Genomic DNA, 22,241 nt, shown 5'->3' with positions numbered 1-22,241 from the left:
TAAAGAATTCCCAAATGCTCTCCAGTCCCGTTTTAAAGTGACTCAGGGGGCTTTTTTTGATATAATAAAAAGGACTGTTATCAGTTAGAAAGAGGTTGGTATGAAAGAATTACAAACTGTACTAAAGAACCATTTTGCAATCGAATTTGCAGATAAAAATTTACTGGAGACTGCCTTTACTCATACGAGTTATGCCAATGAGCACCGCCTCTTAAAAATTTCACACAATGAACGCTTGGAATTTTTAGGAGACGCTGTTCTACAGTTATTGATTTCAGAATATCTGTATAAAAAATATCCTAAAAAGCCTGAGGGTGACTTGTCTAAACTCCGTGCCATGATTGTCCGCGAGGAGAGTTTAGCTGGTTTTGCGCGTGATTGTCAGTTTGATCAGTTTATCAAGCTGGGTAAGGGGGAAGAAAAATCTGGTGGTCGCAATCGTGATACCATTCTTGGTGATGCCTTTGAGGCCTTTCTTGGTGCCCTCCTTTTGGACAAGGATGTGGCCAAAGTCAAGGAATTTATCTATCAAGTCATGATTCCTAAGGTTGAAGCAGGCGAATTTGAGATGATTACAGACTACAAAACCCATCTCCAAGAGTTGCTTCAGGTCAATGGGGATGTGGCTATTCGTTATCAGGTGATTTCTGAAACAGGGCCTGCTCACGATAAGGTTTTTGATGTAGAAGTTCTCGTTGAAGGTAAGAGCATCGGTCAAGGTCAAGGTCGTTCTAAGAAATTAGCAGAGCAGGAAGCTGCCAAAAATGCCGTTGAGAAAGGGCTGGATTCATGTATTTAAAGGAAATCGAAATTCAGGGATTCAAGTCTTTTGCTGACAAGACTAAGGTCATCTTTGACCAAGGTGTGACGGCAGTTGTTGGACCCAATGGTTCTGGAAAGTCGAATATTACAGAAAGTCTTCGTTGGGCCTTGGGGGAGTCAAGTGTTAAGAGTCTCCGTGGTGGCAAGATGCCAGATGTCATCTTTGCTGGAACAGAAAGTCGCAAACCACTCAATTATGCTTCTGTAGTTGTGACTCTGAATAATCATGACGGATTTATCAAGGATGCAGGTCAAGAAATCAGAGTAGAACGCCATATCTATCGTAGTGGAGATAGCGAATACAAGATTGACGGCAAGAAAGTCCGTCTGCGTGATATTCATGACCTTTTCTTGGATACAGGTTTGGGACGAGATTCCTTCTCCATCATTTCCCAAGGGAAGGTTGAGGAGATTTTCAACTCCAAGCCTGAAGAACGCCGTGCTATTTTCGAAGAAGCTGCAGGAGTTTTGAAATACAAGACTCGTCGAAAAGAAACTGAGAGTAAACTGCAGCAAACTCAGGATAATCTAGACCGCTTAGAGGATATTATCTATGAGTTGGACAATCAAATCAAGCCTCTTGAGAAGCAAGCTGAGAATGCCCGTAAGTTTTTAGACTTGGAAGGTCAACGCAAGGCTATTTATTTAGACGTGCTGGTTGCTCAAATCAAGGAAAATAAGGCTGAACTAGAGTCGACAGAAGAAGAGTTGGCACAAGTTCAGGAACTCTTGACAAGCTATTACCAAAAGCGTGAAAAATTAGAAGAAGAAAATCAAACTCTAAAAAAGCAACGCCAAGATTTGCAGGCTGAAATGGCTAAAGACCAGGGTAGTTTGATGGATTTGACTAGTCTGATTAGTGATTTAGAGAGGAAATTAGCCCTATCGAAACTGGAATCTGAGCAAGTAGCCATCAATCAACAGGAAGCACAAGCCCGTTTGGCTACTTTGGAGGATAAGAGAAATTTACTCAGCCAAGAAAAATCTGATAAAGAAAGCTCATTAACTCTGTTAGAGGAAAATCTAGTCCAAAATAATCAAAAACTTAATCGTTTAGAAGCTGAATTGCTGGCTTTTTCAGATGATCCTGATCAGATGATTGAGCTCTTGCGTGAACGCTTTGTGGCGCTTTTACAAGAAGAAGCGGATGTCTCAAACCAGTTGACCCGTATCGAAAACGAGTTGGAAAATAGTCGTCAGCTTTCTCAAAAACAAGCAGATCAACTAGAAAAGCTGAAAGAACAGCTGGCTACAGCTAAAGAGAAGGCTAGTCAGCAAAAAGAAGAGCTTGAAACTGCTAAGGAACAGGTTCAAAAATTATTGGCCGACTATCAAGCTATTGCCAAGGAACAAGAAGAGCAGAAAACTTCCTATCAAGCTCAACAAAGTCAACTCTTTGACCGTCTGGATAGTCTCAAAAACAAGCAGGCTAGAGCCCAAAGTTTGGAAAATATCCTGAGAAATCATAGTAACTTTTATGCAGGTGTCAAGAGTGTTCTTCAAGAAAAAGACCGTCTTGGTGGTATTATTGGTGCTGTTAGTGAGCACCTGACCTTTGATGTGCATTATCAAACAGCCCTAGAGATTGCCTTAGGGGCAAGTAGCCAGCATATTATTGTGGAAGATGAGAACGCGGCGACTAAGGCTATTGATTTCCTCAAACGCAACAGAGCCGGTCGTGCAACCTTTCTTCCTTTGACAACGATCAAGGCTCGTACGATTTCAAGTCAGAACCAAGATGCTATCGCTGCAATTCCAGGATTTCTGGGCATGGCAGATGAGTTGGTTACTTTCGATAATAGGTTGGAAGCTATTTTCAAGAATTTGCTAGCTACAACGGCTATCTTTGATACAGTAGAACATGCGCGTGCAGCAGCTCGCCAAGTTCGTTATCAGGTTCGTATGGTAACCCTTGATGGAACAGAGTTACGTACAGGTGGTTCCTATGCAGGTGGAGCCAATCGCCAGAATAACAGCATTTTTATCAAGCCAGAACTGGAGCAATTACAAAAAGAAATTTCTGAAGAAGAAGCAAGTCTTCGTTCAGAAGAGGCGACTTTGAAGACCTTGCAAGACAAGATGGCTAGATTGACCGAATCATTAGAAGCCATCAAATCTCAGGGTGAGCAGGCACGTATTCAGGAGCAGGGCTTGTCCCTCGCTTATCAGCAGACCAGTCAGCAAGTTGAAGAGCTAGAAACTCTTTGGAAACTCCAAGAAGAGGAATTAGATCGTCTTTCTGACGGAGATTGGCAAGCAGATAAGGAAAAATGCCAAGCACGCCTTGCCACTATTGCCAGTGACAAGCAAAATCTGGAAGCTGAGATTGACGAGATTAAGTCTAACAAAAATGCCATCCAAGAACGCTATCAAAACTTGCAGGAAGAGCTAGCGCAGGCTCGCTTGCTTAAGACTGAACTGCAAGGACAAAAACGTTATGAAGTAGCTGATATTGAGCGTTTAGGCAAAGAATTGGACAATTTAGATATCGAACAAGAGGAAATCCAGCGCCTTCTTCAAGAAAAGGTTGACAATCTTGAGAAAGTTGATACAGAATTGCTCAGTCAACAGGCTGAAGAAGCCAAAAACCAGAAAACAAATCTCCAACAAGGTTTGATTCGCAAGCAGTTTGAGTTGGATGATATTGAAGGTCAACTGGATGATATTGCTAGTCATTTGGATCAGGCTCGCCAGCAGAATGAAGAGTGGATTCGCAAGCAAACACGTGCTGAAGCTAAGAAAGAAAAGGTCAGCGAGCGCTTACGCCATCTACAAAGTCAATTAACAGACCAGTATCAGATTAGCTATACTGAAGCACTAGAAAAGGCACATGAATTGGAAAACCTCAATCTGGCGGAGCAAGAGGTGCATGATTTAGAGAAGGCTATTCGCTCACTGGGTCCTGTCAATTTGAATGCTATTGAACAGTACGAAGAAGTTCACAGTCGTCTGGATTTCCTCAATAGCCAGCGAGATGACATTTTGTCAGCGAAAAACCTGCTCCTTGAGACCATTACAGAGATGAATGATGAGGTCAAGGAACGCTTTAAATCAACTTTTGAAGCTATTCGTGAGTCCTTTAAAGTGACCTTCAAGCAAATGTTTGGCGGAGGTCAGGCGGACCTGATTTTGACTGATGGAGACCTGCTGACAGCTGGGGTTGAGATTTCTGTTCAACCTCCAGGTAAGAAAATCCAGTCGCTTAACCTCATGAGTGGTGGTGAAAAAGCCTTATCAGCTCTTGCTTTGCTTTTCTCCATTATTCGTGTCAAGACTATTCCATTTGTTATCTTGGATGAGGTAGAGGCTGCGCTTGACGAAGCCAATGTTAAACGCTTTGGGGATTACCTCAATCGATTTGACAAGGACAGCCAGTTTATCGTTGTGACCCACCGTAAGGGAACCATGGCAGCGGCTGATTCCATCTATGGAGTGACCATGCAAGAATCAGGTGTCTCAAAAATTGTTTCAGTTAAGTTAAAAGATTTAGAAAGTATTGAAGGATGACAATTAAACTAGTAGCAACAGATATGGACGGAACCTTCCTAGATGAGAATGGACGCTTTGATATGGACCGCCTCAAGTCTCTCTTGGTTTCCTACAAGGAAAAAGGGATTTACTTTGCGGTGGCTTCGGGGCGCGGATTTTTATCTCTAGAAAAATTATTTGCTGATGTTCGTGATGACATTATTTTTATCGCGGAAAATGGCAGTTTGGTAGAATATCAAGGTCAAGACTTGTATGAAGCGACCATGTCTCGTGAGTTTTATCTGGCAACTTTTGAAAAGCTGAAAACGTCACCTTATGTAGATATCAATAAATTGCTCTTGACGGGGAAAAAAGGCTCTTATGTGCTAGATACAGTTGATGAGACTTATTTAAAAGTGAGTCAGCACTATAATGAAAATATCCAAAAAGTAGCGAGTTTGGAAGATATCACAGATGACATTTTCAAATTTACAACCAACTTCACAGAAGAAACGCTGGAAGCTGGGGAGGCTTGGGTAAACGAAAACGTGCCTGGTGTTAAGGCCATGACAACTGGCTTTGAATCCATTGATATTGTTCTGGACTATGTCGATAAGGGTGTGGCTATTGTTGAATTGGCTAAAAAACTTGGTATCACAATGGATCAGGTTATGGCTTTTGGAGACAATCTAAATGACTTGCATATGATGCAGGTTGTGGGATATCCTGTGGCTCCTGAAAATGCACGACCAGAGATTTTAGAATTAGCAGAGACTATGATTGGTCACCATAAGGACCAGTCGGTTATCGCTTATATGGAGGGCTTATAATGGCAGATATAAAATTGATTGCATTGGACTTGGATGGGACCTTGCTGACTACTGATAAAAGGCTGACGGCTCGTACCAAGGCAACTTTGAAAGCTGCGCGTGATCGTGGTATCAAGGTCGTATTGACAACTGGTCGTCCCTTAAAAGCTATGGATTTCTTTCTCCATGAGCTAGGGACTGACGGTCAGGAAGATGAGTATACGATTACTTTTAATGGTGGTTTGGTTCAGAAAAATACAGGTGAAATCCTTGATAAGACAGTCTTTTCCTATGATGATGTGGCACGCTTGTATGAGGAAACAGAGAAATTATCACTGCCTCTTGATGCTATCTCAGAAGGAACGGTTTATCAAATCCAATCGGACCAAGAAAGTCTTTATGCCAAATTCAATCCAGCTTTGACCTTTGTTCCAGTGGACTTTGAAGACTTGTCTAGTCAAATGACTTATAATAAATGCGTAACTGCCTTTGCTCAAGAACCCTTGGATGCAGCCATTCAGAAGATTTCTCCAGAATTGTTTGACCAATATGAAATCTTTAAATCACGTGAAATGTTGCTAGAGTGGTCACCAAAGAATGTTCATAAAGCAACAGGTTTGGCTAAACTAATCAGCCATCTTGGAATCGACCAAAGCCAAGTCATGGCCTGTGGTGATGAGGCCAATGACCTTTCTATGATTGAGTGGGCAGGACTCGGTGTTGCCATGCAAAACGCTGTTCCTGAAGTCAAGGAAGTCGCAAATGTGGTAACTCCTATGACCAACGATGAGGAAGCTGTCGCCTGGGCTATCGAAGAATATGTGCTAAAGGAGAATTAAGATATGGGATTATTTGACCGTCTATTCGGAAAAAAAGAAGAACCTAAAATCGAAGAAGTTGTAAAAGAAGCTCTGGAAAATCTTGATTTGTCTGAAGATACAGAAGCTGAGGGAGTTTCTCAAGAAGAAGCAGAAATTGCTGAAGAAGCTGTGCTTGAAGAAGAGAAAATCCAAGACACAGTTGAAGAAAGTATGGATTCAGAGCCAGCTGTAGAAGTTTCTCAAGAAGAAGTCGAAGAATTTCCAAACTCAGAAGAAGTCTCAGAGGAAGAAAATCCTGAGTTCATAGAAGCTGTAGAAGAAAATAGTTCTGGAGTTCTTGAAGCAGAAAGGCCTCAGGTAGAAGAAACTGTTCAGGAAAAATATGACCGCAGTCTTAAGAAAACTCGTACAGGATTTGGTGCCCGCTTGAATGCCTTCTTTGCTAACTTCCGCTCTGTTGACGAAGAATTCTTCGAGGAATTGGAAGAACTGCTGATTATGAGTGACGTTGGTGTTCAAGTCGCTTCTAACTTAACGGAGGAGCTACGCTACGAAGCCAAGCTTGAAAACGCCAAGAAACCTGACGCACTTCGCCGTGTCATCATTGAGAAATTGGTTGAACTTTATGAAAAAGGTGGCAACTACGATGAAAGAATCCACTTCCAAGATGGCTTGACAGTCATGCTCTTTGTTGGTGTTAATGGTGTTGGGAAAACAACTTCTATTGGGAAACTAGCTCACCGCTATAAACAAGCTGGTAAAAAGGTCATGCTGGTTGCGGCAGATACCTTCCGTGCAGGAGCAGTAGCCCAGCTTGCTGAATGGGGCCGTCGTGTAGACGTTCCAGTTGTGACTGGACCTGAAAAAGCTGACCCAGCCAGTGTAGTCTTTGATGGAATGGAACGTGCCGTGGCTGAAGGTATCGATATTCTCATGATTGATACCGCTGGTCGTCTGCAAAACAAGGACAACCTTATGGCTGAGTTGGAGAAGATTGGACGCATTATCAAGCGTGTTGTGCCTGAAGCACCACATGAAACCTTCCTGGCACTCGATGCTTCAACTGGTCAAAATGCCCTGGTACAGGCCAAAGAATTTTCAAAAATTACCCCTTTGACAGGAATTGTCTTGACTAAGATTGATGGAACTGCTCGAGGTGGGGTTGTTTTAGCCATCCGAGAAGAACTCAATATTCCTGTAAAATTGATTGGATTTGGTGAAAAAATCGATGATATTGGCGAGTTTAACTCAGAAAACTTTATGAAGGGTCTCTTGGAAGGTTTAATCTAATCAGAAACAAAAATCCTGCAAGCTACAAACTTGCAGGAAATTTTTTTATTCTAAGCGACCATCTTGACGGTAGGCAATATCTGGTTGCCAAGTCCATTTGGCACCGAATTTTTCAAGTAAGTCAAAGCTTGCTTGAGGGCCCATGCTTCCAGCTTTATAGTCATGAAGTGGGGCACCATTTTCAGCCCAGAGCTCTTCGATACGGTCAATCAATTTCCATGATGCGCCAACTTCATCCCAGTGGCTAAAGTTAGTTGAGTTGTTATTTAAGACATCATAGATTAATTTCTCGTATGGTTCTGGGGAAGCACCAGTTGCAGTCGCATCTGTACGGTAATCAAGTGAGTTAGGAGCCAAGTTAAATTCTTCTCCTACTTGCTTCCCATTTAGGCTAAGAGAGAAGCCTTCTGTTGGTTGGATATAGATGGTCAAAATGTTTGGAGCAAGTGGTTCTCCAAAGATAGAATCCATTTGTTTAAAGACGATGTTGACATGAGTTCCTTTTTCAGTCAGACGTTTACCAGTACGGAAGAAGAAAGGAACACCACGGAATCGATCGCTGTTTACAAAGAAGGCACCAGATGCAAAGGTTTCAGTTGTAGATTCTGGATTCACATTTGGTTCACTACGATAAGAGATATATTTCATGCCATCAATCTTACCAGAGCGGTATTGACCACGGATAAAGTATTCTTTAAGTTCTTCATCAGTTGGGTGATAGAGGTTTTTAAAGACCTTAATCTTCTCAGCACGAATCTCGTCTTTTGTGAAGCTTGCTGGCTTGTCCATGGCAAGGAGAGAAAGCAGTTGTAGTGTATGGTTTTGTACCATGTCGCGGAGGGCACCAGATTGGTCATAGTAGCCACCACGTTCTTCTACACCCAAGCGCTCTGCAAAAGTAATTTGAACATTGTCGATAAAATCCTTGTTCCAAACATTTTCAAAAATCAAGTTTGCAAAGCGAACTGCAAAGATACTTTGGATCATTTCCTTACCAAGATAATGGTCAATACGGAAAATTTGTTCTTCGTCAAATGTTGCTAGGAGCTCGTCATTCAACTTGCTTGCAGTTGCGTAATCTGTACCAAATGGTTTTTCAACGATTAAGCGCTCAAAACCTTTACCATCCACAATGTTTTCAGACTTGAGGTGTTTGGCGATAGTTCCAAAGAACTGAGGTGCCATAGACAAGAAGAAGAGCTTGTTGTGTTCAGCTTGGTATTTGTCATTTAGTTCAGCCTGCAATTGACGCAAAGCAATGTAGTGCTCTGTATCATTGACATCATGACTTTGATAGTAGAAGTGGCTAGCGAACTCTTGAGCCTGTTCGGTACTATCTGCCAAATCAAGGATGGATTCGACTACAACAGATTCAAAATATTCCTTGCTCCAAGGACGACGAGCAGTTCCAATGACTGCAAAGTGTTCGGAAAGATTGCCGGATTTATATAGTCTAAAAAGGGAAGGGTAGAGCTTGCGTTTAGCCAGGTCTCCACTCGCACCGAAAATTGTAACAATAACCTTAGATGACATCTAGCTACCTAATTTCTATTTTTATTCCTAGTCTTGCTAGGTATGAGGAAACCTCATTTCATAAACTTAATTCTAACATAATTTTCCGAAAAATCAAAAAATCCAATACGAGATAGAAAAAAACTGCAAGGAAATCCTTACAGTTTGACTTTAGACGTTTAAGACCTTGTCCAAGAACTCTTTCAGACGTGGGTGCTGTGGGTTATCAAAGATTTGATCAGGTGTTCCGTCTTCAAGGAATTCACCATCCGCAGTAAAGATAACGCGGTTGGCAACCTGACGAGCAAATCCCATCTCATGGGTTACGATAATCATGGTCATACCTTGCTCAGCCAATTCCTTCATAACGTTTAGTACGTCTCCGACCATCTCAGGGTCAAGGGCAGAAGTTGGTTCATCAAAGAGCATGATGTCTGGATTCATTGCTAGTCCACGAGCGATAGCCACACGTTGTTTTTGACCACCTGATAGGCTATCTGGATTAGCATTAGCTTTATCTGCTAGCCCAACCTTGTCAAGCAACTCCATTCCCAATTTCTCAGCTTCTTCCTTAGTCATCAACTTGTGCTCGATAGGAGCAAAAGTAATGTTATCCAATACAGACATGTGTGGGAAGAGGTTGAAGTGTTGGAAAACCATTCCGATATTTTCACGGACGTGGTCAACGTTGGTTGTTTTTTCAGTTAAGTCATAACCGTTCACAGTGATGTGACCGCTAGTAACTTCTTCTAGAAGGTTGAGGCTACGAAGGAAGGTCGATTTACCAGAACCTGAAGGACCAATGATACAAACAACATCTCCTTCATAGAATTTAGTCGTAATTCCTTTTAAAACTTCATTTTTTCCATAGTGCTTGTGTAAATCATTTACATCAATTTTTAGTTTTGCCATTAACGAATCCTCTTTTCTAAGCGTTTCGCTAGTCTAGTCAAAAGTGTGATAATTACAAGATAGAAGATAGCAAGGATTGCATACATCTTGAAACTTTGGTAGTTACGGGCGATGATAATCTTACCAGTTTGGAAGAGTTCAACCAAACCGATAGCAGATACGATGGTTGTATCTTTAAGAGCGATAACGAATTGGTTAACAAAGTTTGGCAACATCAATTTAGTCGCTTGTGGCAAGATAATCTTACGCATGGTTTTTCCATAAGAGATACCCAAGCTTCGGCTGGCTTCCATTTGGCCAACCGGAACGGCCTGAATACCACCACGAACGATTTCAGCGATATAAGCAGCAGCATTGAGTGATAGGGCAATGGTACCAGCTACAAAGTCGTTAATTGGACTTTGTTGGCCTGTGATGGACTCGATGAAGTTTGGAATTCCCCAGAAGATGAAGGCTGCAAGAATCATCAAAGGAATACCACGGATAACGTCAACGAAAATCTCAGAGATCACACGAAGAGATTTGTAGGGGCTAACGCTAAACATACCGAAGATAATCCCGATAACAATAGCAATAGCAAATGAGATAAGAGCTAGAGCAAGAGTGATACCAAGTCCGCTAAGGAGCTGTTTGTAGTTATTTTGAAGCAAGCCCCAGATAGTTGTTTCGTCAACAGTGCTTGTTGAAGTAGTTGAAGATTCGCTAGCTAGGTATTTGTCAAGAATCTTTTGGAATTCACCGTTTGCTTTAAGGTTTGCAAGTCCGTTGTTGAACATTTCAATCAATTCTGGATTTGCTCCTTTTTTAACGGCAAAGGCTGTTTCACCGATTGGAGTTCCAGCGATTGGTGTTTTCAATTTTTGCCCTTGACTGATAGAATATTTGAGGACAGGCTCATCATCCATAACCGCATCGATTGCCCCAGTATTTAAACTGTCATACATTGAAGAACCATCAGCGAAGGTTTTGATTTTGTAACCGTATTTGCTTTGATTTTCTGTTAGGAATGTTTGAGAAGCAGTTCCGTTTTTAACACCAACTGTCTTCCCTTTCAAATCTTCATAAGAAGCAATGGTACTTGATTCTTTGACACCAAGGATTGTATTAGCAGTGTAGTAGGATTCTGAGAAGTCAAAAGTTGCCTTACGAGCATCTGTGACAGACATACCAGCAATGATACCATCAGCTTGTCCAGCTTGAACAGCACTGATAGCGGCATCAAAACCAGGGTTGGTGATTTCAATTTCGAAACCTTGGTCTTTAGCGATAGCCTTAATCAAGTCCATATCAATACCAGTAAATTGGTTGCTTGAGTTTTGGAACACAAAAGGTGCAAAAGAAGAATCGCTGGCAATGATGTATTTAGCTTTAACAGGAATGGCTTTTAAGCCTGCTAGAGTAGTTGTAGTTGGCACTGCTGAAGATGATGAAGCAGTCCATTTCTTGATGATTTTATCAAGACTACCATCTTTTTTCATTTCAGCCAAGGCTTGGTTAAATTCAGTAACTAGGTGCTCGTATTTGCTACCTTTTTTAACACCGAAAGCAAAGCTACCTACAGCTTCACCATCCATTTCAATATGGAGGTCTTGCCCTTGGTTAATGGCATATTCGATAACAGGTTTGTCATCCATCATGGCATCGATGGCACCAGCACTCAAGCTGTTGTTCATCAAATCACTAGTGTCAAATGTTTTAATAGTAAAGCCGTATTTATCTTTGATTGTTTCAAGAAAACGTTGAGCAGCAGTTCCGTTTTTAACACCAACGGTTTTGCCAGTTAATTGGTCATATTTACTAATCTTGTGTGCCTTTGTAGTAGCAATGACAACTTTTGTATCATAGTAAGTATCAGACATGGTGAAGACTTTTTCACGTTCTTTAGTCTTTGTCATCCCTGCCATGATAGCGTCAGCTTGACCAGCTTGAACCGCATTTACCGCTGCGTCAAAACCAGGATAAGACATCTGAATGTTCCATCCTTTAATCTCAGCGACTTTGTTGATAATGTCAACATCAATTCCTTTATAAGTTTGATCTGAATCTTTAAACTCAAAAGGTGCATAGGCGGTATCAGACACAATCTTAATCGTTTCAGCTTTCGCGATACCTAATGAGAAAATTGGGAATAAAATTAGCAAAAATGCTAGAAATTTTTTCTTCATTTTTAGTCTCCTTTTCCGAATATTTTCCCATTATATCAGAAAAAACAAAAAAATGCAAATCTAGGGACTTTTATGTTAGAAGATATAACATAAAAGCTCTTTATTTCTTTCTTGAACTGCTACCACAAAGTGCTATAATAATAGTATATAATAGAAGGAAAGAGGACAGGGATATGAAGAACAAAAAAATATTTAAAGACTTCCAAGCTTCAAAAATGAGTTTATACATTTACACAAGTCTCTTGTTAGCCTTTGTTTTTGTCTTCGTAGGAGAGTTTGTGGCTTATACTTTGTATGGTATTAGTTTGTTAGCACTCATCGGACTTGCTAGAAATTTTGGAGAGAGTGGTCAAGCTTTTGCTGCCTTCTTACAAACCTTGCTTCAGAGCTTGACGGATAAAACAAGTGACTTTCGTTTAATTTTAGAATTGCTGTCCTTTGGTTTCGTTCTCAACACTGTGTTCAGATGGACTAGAAAAGTTGAGAAAAGACCTATTCGAACTTTAGGATTTTATAAAGAAAATTTCCTCAGTAGTCTCCTGAAAGGATTTGGTCTAGGTCTGGCACTTTTTCTTCTTACTTTGTTATGTTTAGTGGCCTTGGGGCAATATCGTTTTGAATCCATTCACTTGAATCCTTATTCGCTTGCCTTTGTCATTTTTACTATCCCATTTTGGATTTTACAGGGGACAACAGAAGAAGTGGTGGCCCGTACCTGGCTCCTTCCTCAATTGGCCTCAAGAACCAATCTAAAACTAGCTGTTCTTATATCTAGCTTATTCTTTACCCTACTTCATATGGGCAATTCTGGTCTAACACCACTATCTTTAGTAAATCTCTTCTTATTCGGAGTTGCCATGGCTCTTTACCTTCTCAAAACTGATACAGTTTGGGGTGTTGCAGGTATTCATGGAGCCTGGAATTTTGCTCAGGGCAATCTTTTTGGGATTTTAGTTAGTGGTCAGCAGTCAGGAACGTCTTTGATGACCTTTTTACCACAAGGCGATCAAGGCTGGCTATCAGGTGGTTCTTTTGGGATTGAAGGTTCTATCATGACAAGTTTAGTCTTGTTACTTTTGATTGTCTATCTCGCTTACCAATTAAAGAAAGAAAATGAAAGGATGTGACTTCGGTCCGTCCTTTTCTTCGTGAAAATGCTATAAGTATGCTAAAATAGGAATAGCACATGGAGAGAGGATTCTTATGATTAACCGCATTACAGATAATCAATTTAAACTAGTATCAAAATATCAACCTTCAGGAGACCAACCACAAGCTATCGAGCAGTTGGTTGATAATATCGAGGGGGGAGAAAAAGCTCAGATTCTGATGGGGGCGACTGGAACAGGGAAGACCTATACCATGAGTCAAGTCATTTCCAAAGTCAATAAACCTACTCTGGTCATTGCTCACAATAAGACGCTTGCTGGTCAGCTCTATGGAGAATTTAAGGAATTTTTCCCTGAAAATGCAGTTGAGTACTTTGTGTCTTACTATGATTATTACCAACCTGAGGCCTATGTCCCTTCTAGCGATACCTATATTGAAAAGGATAGCTCTGTCAATGATGAGATTGACAAACTTCGTCACTCAGCGACTTCGGCCCTTCTGGAGCGTAATGATGTTATTGTCGTGGCCTCAGTCTCTTGTATCTATGGTTTGGGTTCGCCCAAGGAATACGCTGATAGTGTCGTTAGTCTCCGTCCTGGTCTAGAGATTTCTCGTGATAAACTCTTGAATGACTTGGTCGATATTCAGTTTGAACGTAATGATATTGATTTCCAACGGGGAAGATTTCGTGTGCGTGGGGATGTGGTGGAGATTTTCCCAGCTTCCCGTGATGAACACGCCTTTCGAGTAGAATTTTTTGGAGATGAAATTGACCGTATCCGTGAGGTTGAGGCTCTGACAGGTCAGGTGTTGGGAGAAGTGGATCATTTGGCGATTTTCCCAGCTACTCACTTTGTGACCAATGACGACCATATGGAAGTTGCCATTGCCAAGATTCAAGCAGAATTAGAAGAGCAGTTAGCTGTCTTTGAGAAGGAAGGTAAATTGCTTGAAGCCCAGCGCTTGAAACAACGGACAGAGTACGATATCGAAATGCTGCGCGAGATGGGCTATACAAATGGGGTTGAAAACTATTCACGTCACATGGATGGTCGTAGCGAAGGTGAGCCTCCTTATACGCTTCTCGACTTCTTCCCAGATGATTTCTTGATCATGATTGATGAGAGCCACATGACCATGGGGCAAATTAAAGGCATGTACAATGGAGACCGTTCTCGTAAGGAAATGTTAGTAAATTACGGTTTCCGTTTGCCGTCTGCTCTGGATAATCGTCCTCTCCGTCGGGAGGAGTTTGAGAGTCACGTTCATCAGATTGTTTACGTTTCAGCGACACCAGGTGACTATGAAAATGAACAGACTGAGACAGTGATTGAGCAAATCATTCGTCCAACAGGTCTTTTGGATCCTGAGGTGGAAGTCCGTCCGACTATGGGACAGATTGATGATCTCTTAGGTGAAATCAATGCCCGTGTTGAAAAGAACGAGCGAACCTTTATCACCACCTTGACCAAGAAAATGGCAGAAGACTTGACCGACTACTTCAAGGAAATGGGCATCAAGGTCAAGTACATGCACTCGGATATCAAGACCTTGGAACGGACGGAGATTATCCGTGACCTGCGCTTGGGTGTCTTTGATGTCTTGGTCGGAATCAACCTCCTCCGTGAAGGAATTGACGTTCCTGAAGTGAGCCTCGTAGCTATTCTCGATGCTGACAAGGAAGGTTTCCTTCGTAACGAACGTGGACTCATCCAGACCATTGGTCGTGCTGCCCGTAATAGCGAAGGACATGTCATCATGTATGCGGACACGATGACTCAATCTATGCAACGTGCCATCGATGAAACTGCTCGCCGTCGGAAAATCCAGATGGCCTATAATGAAGAACATGGTATTGTGCCTCAGACAATCAAGAAAGAAATCCGTGATCTGATTGCTGTGACCAAGGCAGTTTCTAAGGAAGAGGAGAAGGAAGTCGATATCAATAGCCTTAACAAACAAGAGCGCAAAGAACTAGTCAAGAAACTAGAAAAACAAATGCAAGAAGCCGTCGAAGTGCTTGACTTTGAACTGGCAGCACAGATTCGGGATATGATGTTGGAAGTGAAGGTGTTGGATTAAGGAGGAGAAAATAAATGACGGTTATTATCAAATCAATGGAAACTCCTGAAGAGATAGAAGGTAAATCCATTGTTCACTGGCAAACGTGGAGAGAGGCTTATGATGACCTTTTGCCTGCAGAATTTCAGGAGACAATGACATTAGAAAGGTGTCGATTCTTTAGTCAAAAATATCCAGAAAATACATTGATTGCGATGGATGGCATGAAGGTAGTTGGTTTTATTAGTTATGGCAACTTTCGTGATGAGACGATTCAAGCTGGCGAAATTATTGCCTTATATGTTTTAAAAGACTATTATGGAAAAGGTATTGCACAAAAGTTAATAAAAGCAGCTTTGATTGCTCTTGATCATTTTTCTGAAATTTTCTTATGGGTATTGAAAGATAATAAGCGCGCCATTGCTTTCTATCAAAAAATGGGCTTTACTTTTGATGGACAAGAAAAGATGCTTGAACTTGGAAAGCCTATAAAGGAAAAACGAATGGTATTCTATTATAAATAATTTTAAAAAGTAAAAGATAATATCTCTGGTACCAAGTCTGAAAATTTAATAAATTAGAAAGCGAGTAAATTTATGTCCCGTTCCCAATTAACGATTTTAACAAACATTTGTCTGATCGAAGACCTCGAAACTCAGCGCGTGGTGATGCAGTATCGCGCTCCTGAAACCAATCGCTGGTCAGGTTATGCCTTTCCAGGAGGCCATGTAGAAAATGGCGAATCTTTCGCAGAGTCTGTCATTCGTGAAATCTATGAAGAAACAGGGTTGACTATCCAAAATCCTCAACTTGTCGGTATTAAAAATTGGCCTCTGGATACAGGTGGGCGCTATATTGTCGTTTGTTATAAGACAACTGAGTTCTCTGGTACCCTTCGCTCTTCAGATGAAGGAGAAGTTTCTTGGGTGCAAAAAGACCAGATTCCAAACTTGGATCTGGCCTATGATATGCTACCTTTGATGGAGATGATGGAAGCTCCGGACAAATCTGAATTTTTCTACCCTCGCTGTACAGAAGACGATTGGGAGAAGAAAATCTTCTAGTCTTTTACTAAATAACCTAGCTGATCCAAGGCCTCCTCGATATAGTGGAGGTCTTGTTGTGTTTTCTGTCTAATAGTAATAGAAGATTAGGAAAAAACATATATACTCTGAAATAAATTAAAAATATTTCTAAAAAAGTATTGACAAAAACAAAGAAAACGCTTACTATATACATAAGGGAACGGTTCCATAATATAAAAAGGAGGAGTGATGACTACAATAAAACAGGTTGCTGAAGAAGCTGGAGTATCGAAATCAACAGTTTCAAGATATATTTCAAAAAAAGGCTATGTCGGAGATGATGCTAGAGAAAAGATAAAAAATGCTATCAAGAAATTAAATTACACACCGAATGTATTAGCACAATCTTTGAAGACTAAAAAAAATCAAATGGTAGGACTCTTATTGCCAGATATTTCAAATCCCTTCTTCCCAAGATTGGTTCGAGGAGCTGAATCATATTTGAAAGATAAAGGTTATAGGATTATGGTTGGTACTATTTCAGATCATGATTCGTTAGAAGAATATATAAACCTTTTGTTAAAAACAAATGCAGCTGGTATTATAACGACACTTGACTTTACAAAGGAATTTCCAAATTTGACGTTACCTGTTGTTGTGGTTGACCGGATTAGTAAAGATACAGGTTACGGTGTCTTTTCTGATAATCAGTTGGGTGGACGTTTAGCTGCTAAAGCAATTTGGAATGCTGGCGCTAAGCAAGTTATGATTATTAAAGTTTTAGATGATAAAGCTGAGAACATTGCGGAACGATTTGAAGCAAGTTTAAACTATTTGAGGAATAAATCTTTAGAGATTTGTATTGAAGAAAGTGAAACATTTGAGTTTGAAAAAATTCAAAAAGAAGCTAAAGAGAATCTAAAAAGAAATCCAAATATTGATAGTATTATAGCGCCTTCTGATATTCATGCGATAGCTTATATTCATGAAATTTTAGCAATTGGTAAAAAAATTCCAGATGATATTCAAATCATTGGTTATGATGATATTGTACTTAGTCAATTTATTTACCCTTCTTTATCAACTATTCACCAATCATCATATAAAATGGGAGAACAGGCTGCAAAGCTAATCTATAATATGGCAAATAAGTTCTCTATAGATGAAGTTAAAATTAAACTACCTGTTAGATACGTAGAAAGAAATACATTAAGGAGAAAGTAATGAGTAAAATTGTTGTTGTTGGAAGTATTTCAATGGACTTAGTTATGAGAACAAAAAGGATTCCAGAAGGAGGTGAAACGATTTTTGGGGATTCATTTAATATAGTTCCAGGTGGAAAAGGTGCAAATCAAGCTGTAGCTATTGGTAGATTATCCAGTGTAGAAGATAATATTTACATATTTGGAAACGTCGGAGAAGATATTTTTTCAGCAGATTTACTAAGTAATCTGCAAAATAATAATATTTCTACAGAACATGTGGGAACGGTACCACAATCTACAGGAGTTGCACAAATTACTTTATATGGAGGTGATAATAGGATTATTTATTATCCCGGAGCGAATAATTTAGTTAAAACAAATGATTGGAAAAATGAGTGGGAATTGATTAGTGATGCAAGTATTGTTGTATTACAAAATGAAATACCACATGAAGCCAACTTATCTATAGCTAAATTTTGTCAAGAAAATAAAGTTAAGGTGCTTTACAATCCTGCACCAGCTAGAGAAACGGATATAGAGATGATTCCTTTTTGTGATTTTATTACTCCTAATGAGCATGAATGTTCAGAGCTTTTTCCAGATAAGAAATTAGAAGAAATTATTAAAATTTATCCTAATAAAATGATTGTGACATTAGGAGTTGAAGGTTCTATTTATTATGATGGGGCAGCAGTTCAGAAGATTCCTGCTATAAAAGCAGAAGTAGTTGATACTACAGGAGCAGGAGATACGTTTAATGGTGCTTTTGCTTATGCTATCTCAAAAGGAAAAGAGATGAATATTGCATTGTCCTTTGCAACGATTGCTTCACATCTTTCTGTTCAAAGGTTTGGAGCGCAAGGAGGCATGCCGAGTTTGAAAGAAATAAAGGAGCATTCAGGATATGAAGAAATATGGGATTTTAAATAGTAATATAGCAAAACTAGCTGATGATTTAGGTCATATGGATTTGGTTTGTATCGGAGATTTAGGATTGCCAGTTCCAAAAGGTGTTGATAAAATTGATTTAGCATTAAGAAAAGGCAGTCCAAGTTTTTTAGAAGTTTTAAAAGAATATTCAGATCATGTACTTATTGAAAAAATTTTCTTAGCAGAAGAAATTAAGGAAAAAAACAAAGAACAGTGGCAAGCAGTTCTAGATCTTTTAGGATCGAATATAATTATTGAATATATTAGTCATGAAGAATTGAAAGCTATGAATACTAAAGTTAAGGCAGTTATTCGCACTGGGGAAGATACACCATATTCGAATATAATCTTGCAATCAGGAGTTATTATTTAGAAGGGGGTTGCCTATGAAAATTGAAATGAAGAACATTTCAAAATCTTTTGGGAATAATCGTGTTTTAGAAAGTATTGATTTGGTTCTTAATTCAGGAGAAGTTCATGCTTTAATGGGAGAGAATGGTGCAGGCAAATCAACCTTAATGAATATTTTAACTGGACTTTTTCCAGCTACTTCAGGAACTATTTTTATTGATGGAAAAGAAAAAACATTTTCTAATCCTCAAGAGGCAGAACGGTTTGGACTGAGTTTTATTCATCAAGAAATGAATACTTGGCCAGATATGACTGTACTTGATAATCTTTTTTTAGGAAGAGAAATTAAAAATTCGATTGGGTTTCTAGATAAAGCTAGTATGGAAAGGAAAGCTAAAGAAGCATTTAAACGTCTTAATATATCTATTCCTCTCGATGCAATCATTGGTCAATTATCAGTCGGACAACAACAAATGATAGAAATAGCAAAATGTCTATTATCAGAAGTTTCCTTGTTAATTATGGATGAACCCACAGCAGCTTTAACTGATCGTGAAACTGAAACACTTTTTAAAGTGATAGAAGGATTAAAATCTGATGGTGTAGGTATTGTGTATATTTCACATCGGATGGAAGAAATCTTTAAGATTACAGATCTTATAACTGTTATGAGGGATGGGTTTGTAATTGATACTAAGAAAACGAAGTTAACTAATGCGGATGAATTAGTTCAGAAGATGGTAGGTCGTGAATTAGAAGATTATTATCCAGAAAAAAAGGCTGAGATTGGGAATATTGTTTTTCAAGCTAAGAATCTTTCTGGTGATGCTTTTACGGATATTTCTTTCTATGTACGTCAAGGGGAAATTCTTGGTTTTTCTGGTTTGATGGGTGCTGGTCGTACTGAAATAATGCGAGCAATTTTTGGAATTGATTCTTTAAAATCTGGTCAAATTATAATAAACGAAGAACAACTAATAATTAAAAATCCTTTTGAAGCAATTAAGCATGGAATTGGTTTCTTAACAGAAGATCGTAAAGATGAGGGATTGATTTTAGATTTTTCTATTAAAGATAATATGACTTTACCTAGTACTCGTGATTTTGTTAAAAATGGCATTTTTGATAATAAAACAAGTGATATATTTGTACAACGTTTAATTGATAGGCTACGAATTAAATCAGGTTATCCAGATAAGGAAGTTGGGACACTTTCTGGTGGTAATCAACAGAAAGTAGTTTTAGCAAAATGGATAGGTATTGCTCCAAAAGTACTGATTCTAGATGAGCCAACTCGTGGGGTAGATGTTGGTGCTAAGCGTGAAATTTACCAATTAATGAATGAATTGGCTGAACGAGGTGTACCGATTATTATGGTATCTTCAGATTTACCAGAAGTGATCGGAGTCAGTGATCGCATTATGGTCATGCATGAAGGAAGAATTAGTGGAGAATTAACACGTCAAGAAGCTACACAAGAAAAAGTTATGCAACTAGCCACAGGAGGACAATAGTGTGAAAAATACTATGAAGTATATGTCAGAATTGACAACAGTAATAGCATTGATAATTTTAATGGCTGTCATCACTATTATCAATTCAAATTTTTTAACAGCAAATAATCTGTTAAATTTACTATTGCAAGTAACATCAAATGCACTGATCGCTTTTGGAATGACCTTTGTTATTCTAACAGGTGGAATTGATTTATCAGTTGGATCAATTTTAGCCTTATCCAGTGCGCTAACCGCTGGCCTATTAGGATCTGGAATGCCTGTTACGTTAGCAATTCTCATCTCTTTAATTTTGGGTTGCATTCTGGGGATGATGAATGGTTTATTGATTTCCTACGGGAAATTAGCTCCATTTATCGTTACTTTAGCAACTATGACTATTTTTAGAGGCGCAACACTTGTTTATACAAATGGGAATCCTATCACAAAAGGATTAAGTGATACATTCTTATTTCAATTTTTGGGGCAAGGTTATATAGTCGGAATTCCATTTCCTGTAATTATTATGTTTATTGTATTTATTGTTTTATATGTTTTACTTCATAAAACAGCATTTGGTAAATCTGTGTATGCTATAGGGGGGAATAAAAAAGCAGCATATATATCAGGTGTGAAACTAAATAAAGTGAAAATTATCATTTATTCAATTTCAGGTATTATGGCTTCAATTTCTGGATTGATTATAACATCACGCTTAAGTTCTGCTCAACCAACAGCAGGTGCTAGTTATGAAATGGATGCTATTGCAGCTGTTGTTCTTGGGGGAACCTCTTTATCAGGAGGTAAAGGTCGCATACTGGGGACCTTAATAGGTGCTTTAATTATTGGGGTTTTGAATAATGGACTTAATATTATCGGTGTTTCAGCATTTTGGCAACAAGTAGTAAAAGGAGTTGTAATCTTAATTGCTGTTCTGATTGATCGTTTTAAAGTTGTAAAACAGTAGAATAATTTTCAATTTTTTTAGAAATAGTAACAATTTATTAGATGACGTACAATAATCGGGATTGAAACTATCCCTATAGATATATATTACGAGGAGTAATAACATGAAAAATATTAAAAAAATTAGCATTTTTGCTTTGTTTGTAACATTTATTTTTGCTTTAGTAGCTTGTGGAAAAACTGGTTTAGGAAATTCATCAAATGATAATAAATCTACGATTCAAAAGTCGGCAAAAGAATTAAAATTAGGAGTTTCTATTTCGACTACTAACAATCCCTATTTTGTAGCTATGAAAGATGGTCTTGAAAAAGCCGCAAGAGAAAAAGAAGTAACTTTGAAGATAGCAGATGCACAAGATGATGCTGCTAGACAAGCAGATGATATTCAAAATTTTATTAGTCAAAATGTTGATGCTTTACTAATTAATCCAGTTGATTCTGATGCAATTGTTACATCTATTAAAGCTGCTAATAATGCAAATATTCCGGTAATCTTAATTGACCGCGGTAGTAATGGAGGTGAAGTCTTGACAACTGTTGCTTCTGATAACGTAGAAGCAGGTAAAATGGCTGCAGAATTTATTACCAAGCAATTGGGAGAAAAAGCAAAAACTTTTGAATTATCAGGAGTCCCTGGCGCTTCTGCAACTGTAGATAGAGGTAAAGGATTTGAACAAATTTCAAAGACAAATTTAGATGTTCTTTCTAGTCAATCCGCTAATTTTGACCGCGCAAAAGCTTTGAATACAGCGCAAAATATGATTCAAGGAAACAAAGAAGTGCAAGCAATCTTTGCACAGAATGATGAGATGGCGTTAGGAGCTGCACAAGCAGTAAAAGCAGCTGGTCTTAGCAATGTATTAATTGTTGGTATTGATGGTCAACCAGATGCACATGATGCTATTGCAAAAGGTGATATTACTGCCACTATTGCTCAGCAACCAGCTAAGATGGGTGAAATTGCTATTCAATCAGCAATAGATCATTATCAAGGGAAAAAACTGGAAAAAGAAACAGTTTCTCCAATTTATCTTGTGACTAAGGATAATGTTGATCAACATAACTGGTGATATATTTTTAGTAAGCAAGTAGTTGTTAATTTTCATTCAATGTGGTTTTTAAATATCATTGTTACTATTTGAGCTATTGGATTCAAAAAGACCAGATTCCAAACTTGGATCTGGCCTATGATATGCTACCTTTGATGGAGATGATGGAAGCTCCGGACAAATCTGAATTTTTCTACCGTCATCGTATAGAAGATGGCTGGGAGAAGAAAATCTTCTAGTCTTTTACTAAAT

The 22,241-nt window shown here is 39.0% G+C and carries 18 protein-coding genes and 2 pseudogenes; 16 read left to right on the top strand and 4 right to left on the bottom strand.

Annotation, left to right across the window (positions count from 1 at the left end; genetic code table 11):
- Window positions 1-100 precede the first annotated feature (100 nt).
- Genes rnc through ftsY form a run of 5 tightly spaced genes read left to right on the top strand, consistent with a single transcriptional unit; the run spans window position 101 to window position 7,210 of the window.
- On the top strand, window positions 101-799 hold the full coding sequence (gene rnc, locus HMPREF2764_RS05290; protein WP_000661487.1) for a ribonuclease III: 699 nt from the start codon (window positions 101-103) through the stop codon (window positions 797-799).
- The gene (gene smc / locus HMPREF2764_RS05285) at window positions 790-4,329 is read left to right on the top strand and encodes a chromosome segregation protein SMC (RefSeq protein ID WP_070527759.1); all 3,540 of its coding nucleotides are present in this window, start codon (window positions 790-792) and stop codon (window positions 4,327-4,329) included. The genes rnc and smc overlap by 10 nt, the downstream gene beginning before the upstream one ends.
- The gene (locus tag HMPREF2764_RS05280; protein ID WP_070527756.1) at window positions 4,326-5,120 is read left to right on the top strand and encodes a Cof-type HAD-IIB family hydrolase; all 795 of its coding nucleotides are present in this window, start codon (window positions 4,326-4,328) and stop codon (window positions 5,118-5,120) included. The genes smc and HMPREF2764_RS05280 overlap by 4 nt, the downstream gene beginning before the upstream one ends.
- On the top strand, window positions 5,120-5,938 hold the full coding sequence (locus HMPREF2764_RS05275) for a Cof-type HAD-IIB family hydrolase (RefSeq protein WP_070527753.1): 819 nt from the start codon (window positions 5,120-5,122) through the stop codon (window positions 5,936-5,938). Before HMPREF2764_RS05280 ends, HMPREF2764_RS05275 begins: the two co-directional genes overlap by 1 nt.
- A gap of 3 nt (window positions 5,939-5,941) precedes the next feature.
- Window positions 5,942-7,210 (top strand): signal recognition particle-docking protein FtsY, encoded by a 1,269-nt coding sequence (gene ftsY, locus HMPREF2764_RS05270; RefSeq protein WP_070527750.1) that lies wholly within the window; start codon window positions 5,942-5,944, stop codon window positions 7,208-7,210.
- 45 nt (window positions 7,211-7,255) lie between these two features.
- On the opposite strand, the gene zwf is transcribed toward ftsY, so the two are convergent.
- The 3 genes from zwf to HMPREF2764_RS05255 form a co-directional block, all read right to left on the bottom strand.
- Entirely contained in the window at window positions 7,256-8,743 is a 1,488-nt protein-coding gene (gene zwf / locus HMPREF2764_RS05265; RefSeq protein WP_024057956.1) for a glucose-6-phosphate dehydrogenase, read from the bottom strand.
- 150 nt (window positions 8,744-8,893) lie between these two features.
- Window positions 8,894-9,634 carry an amino acid ABC transporter ATP-binding protein gene (locus HMPREF2764_RS05260; protein WP_001096315.1) on the bottom strand — a complete coding sequence of 247 codons (741 nt, stop codon included), beginning with the start codon at window positions 9,632-9,634 and terminating at the stop codon, window positions 8,894-8,896.
- Window positions 9,634-11,799 (bottom strand): ABC transporter substrate-binding protein/permease, encoded by a 2,166-nt coding sequence (locus HMPREF2764_RS05255; protein ID WP_070527747.1) that lies wholly within the window; start codon window positions 11,797-11,799, stop codon window positions 9,634-9,636. Before HMPREF2764_RS05255 ends, HMPREF2764_RS05260 begins: the two co-directional genes overlap by 1 nt.
- Before the next feature lie 173 nt (window positions 11,800-11,972).
- On the opposite strand from HMPREF2764_RS05255, the gene HMPREF2764_RS05250 reads away from it, so the two are divergent.
- The 4 genes from HMPREF2764_RS05250 to HMPREF2764_RS05235 all read left to right on the top strand — a co-directional run bounded on the left by HMPREF2764_RS05250 (window position 11,973) and on the right by HMPREF2764_RS05235 (window position 16,034).
- Window positions 11,973-12,926, top strand: a complete 954-nt coding sequence (locus HMPREF2764_RS05250) for a CPBP family intramembrane glutamic endopeptidase (protein WP_070527744.1) — start codon at window positions 11,973-11,975, stop codon at window positions 12,924-12,926.
- A 76-nt stretch (window positions 12,927-13,002) separates the two neighbouring features.
- Window positions 13,003-14,991 carry an excinuclease ABC subunit UvrB gene (gene uvrB / locus HMPREF2764_RS05245; protein WP_070527741.1) on the top strand — a complete coding sequence of 663 codons (1,989 nt, stop codon included), beginning with the start codon at window positions 13,003-13,005 and terminating at the stop codon, window positions 14,989-14,991.
- 14 nt (window positions 14,992-15,005) lie between these two features.
- On the top strand, window positions 15,006-15,494 hold the full coding sequence (locus HMPREF2764_RS05240; protein ID WP_049491712.1) for a GNAT family N-acetyltransferase: 489 nt from the start codon (window positions 15,006-15,008) through the stop codon (window positions 15,492-15,494).
- A 72-nt stretch (window positions 15,495-15,566) separates the two neighbouring features.
- On the top strand, window positions 15,567-16,034 hold the full coding sequence (locus HMPREF2764_RS05235; RefSeq protein ID WP_070527738.1) for an 8-oxo-dGTP diphosphatase: 468 nt from the start codon (window positions 15,567-15,569) through the stop codon (window positions 16,032-16,034).
- Here the strand turns inward: HMPREF2764_RS05235 and HMPREF2764_RS10010 are convergent.
- A pseudogene (locus HMPREF2764_RS10010) lies at window positions 16,031-16,108 on the bottom strand (DNA-binding transcriptional regulator); the annotation flags it as partial. The gene HMPREF2764_RS05235 and the pseudogene HMPREF2764_RS10010 sit on opposite strands and share 4 nt — an antisense overlap.
- A gap of 136 nt (window positions 16,109-16,244) precedes the next feature.
- On the opposite strand from HMPREF2764_RS10010, the gene HMPREF2764_RS05230 reads away from it, so the two are divergent.
- The 7 genes and pseudogenes from HMPREF2764_RS05230 to HMPREF2764_RS09665 form a co-directional block, all read left to right on the top strand.
- Window positions 16,245-17,219 (top strand): LacI family DNA-binding transcriptional regulator, encoded by a 975-nt coding sequence (locus tag HMPREF2764_RS05230; RefSeq protein WP_070527735.1) that lies wholly within the window; start codon window positions 16,245-16,247, stop codon window positions 17,217-17,219.
- Entirely contained in the window at window positions 17,219-18,130 is a 912-nt protein-coding gene (gene rbsK / locus HMPREF2764_RS05225; protein WP_070527734.1) for a ribokinase, read from the top strand. The genes HMPREF2764_RS05230 and rbsK overlap by 1 nt, the downstream gene beginning before the upstream one ends.
- Window positions 18,105-18,503 carry a D-ribose pyranase gene (gene rbsD, locus HMPREF2764_RS05220; protein ID WP_000759835.1) on the top strand — a complete coding sequence of 133 codons (399 nt, stop codon included), beginning with the start codon at window positions 18,105-18,107 and terminating at the stop codon, window positions 18,501-18,503. Before rbsK ends, rbsD begins: the two co-directional genes overlap by 26 nt.
- Window positions 18,504-18,516: 13 nt before the next feature.
- Window positions 18,517-19,995 carry a sugar ABC transporter ATP-binding protein gene (locus HMPREF2764_RS05215; protein ID WP_000687781.1) on the top strand — a complete coding sequence of 493 codons (1,479 nt, stop codon included), beginning with the start codon at window positions 18,517-18,519 and terminating at the stop codon, window positions 19,993-19,995.
- Between the two features lies 1 nt (window position 19,996).
- On the top strand, window positions 19,997-20,941 hold the full coding sequence (gene rbsC / locus HMPREF2764_RS05210; protein ID WP_070527732.1) for an ABC transporter permease subunit: 945 nt from the start codon (window positions 19,997-19,999) through the stop codon (window positions 20,939-20,941).
- Between the two features lie 103 nt (window positions 20,942-21,044).
- Window positions 21,045-22,010, top strand: a complete 966-nt coding sequence (locus HMPREF2764_RS05205) for a substrate-binding domain-containing protein (protein ID WP_000789621.1) — start codon at window positions 21,045-21,047, stop codon at window positions 22,008-22,010.
- Between the two features lie 77 nt (window positions 22,011-22,087).
- Window positions 22,088-22,228, top strand: a pseudogene (locus HMPREF2764_RS09665) (NUDIX hydrolase); the annotation flags it as partial.
- Window positions 22,229-22,241 lie beyond the last annotated feature (13 nt).

The sequence above is a fragment of the Streptococcus sp. HMSC073F11 genome, assembly GCF_001810785.1.
Lineage (GTDB): Bacteria > Bacillota > Bacilli > Lactobacillales > Streptococcaceae > Streptococcus.
This window is presented reverse-complemented; position numbering and strand designations above follow the sequence as displayed.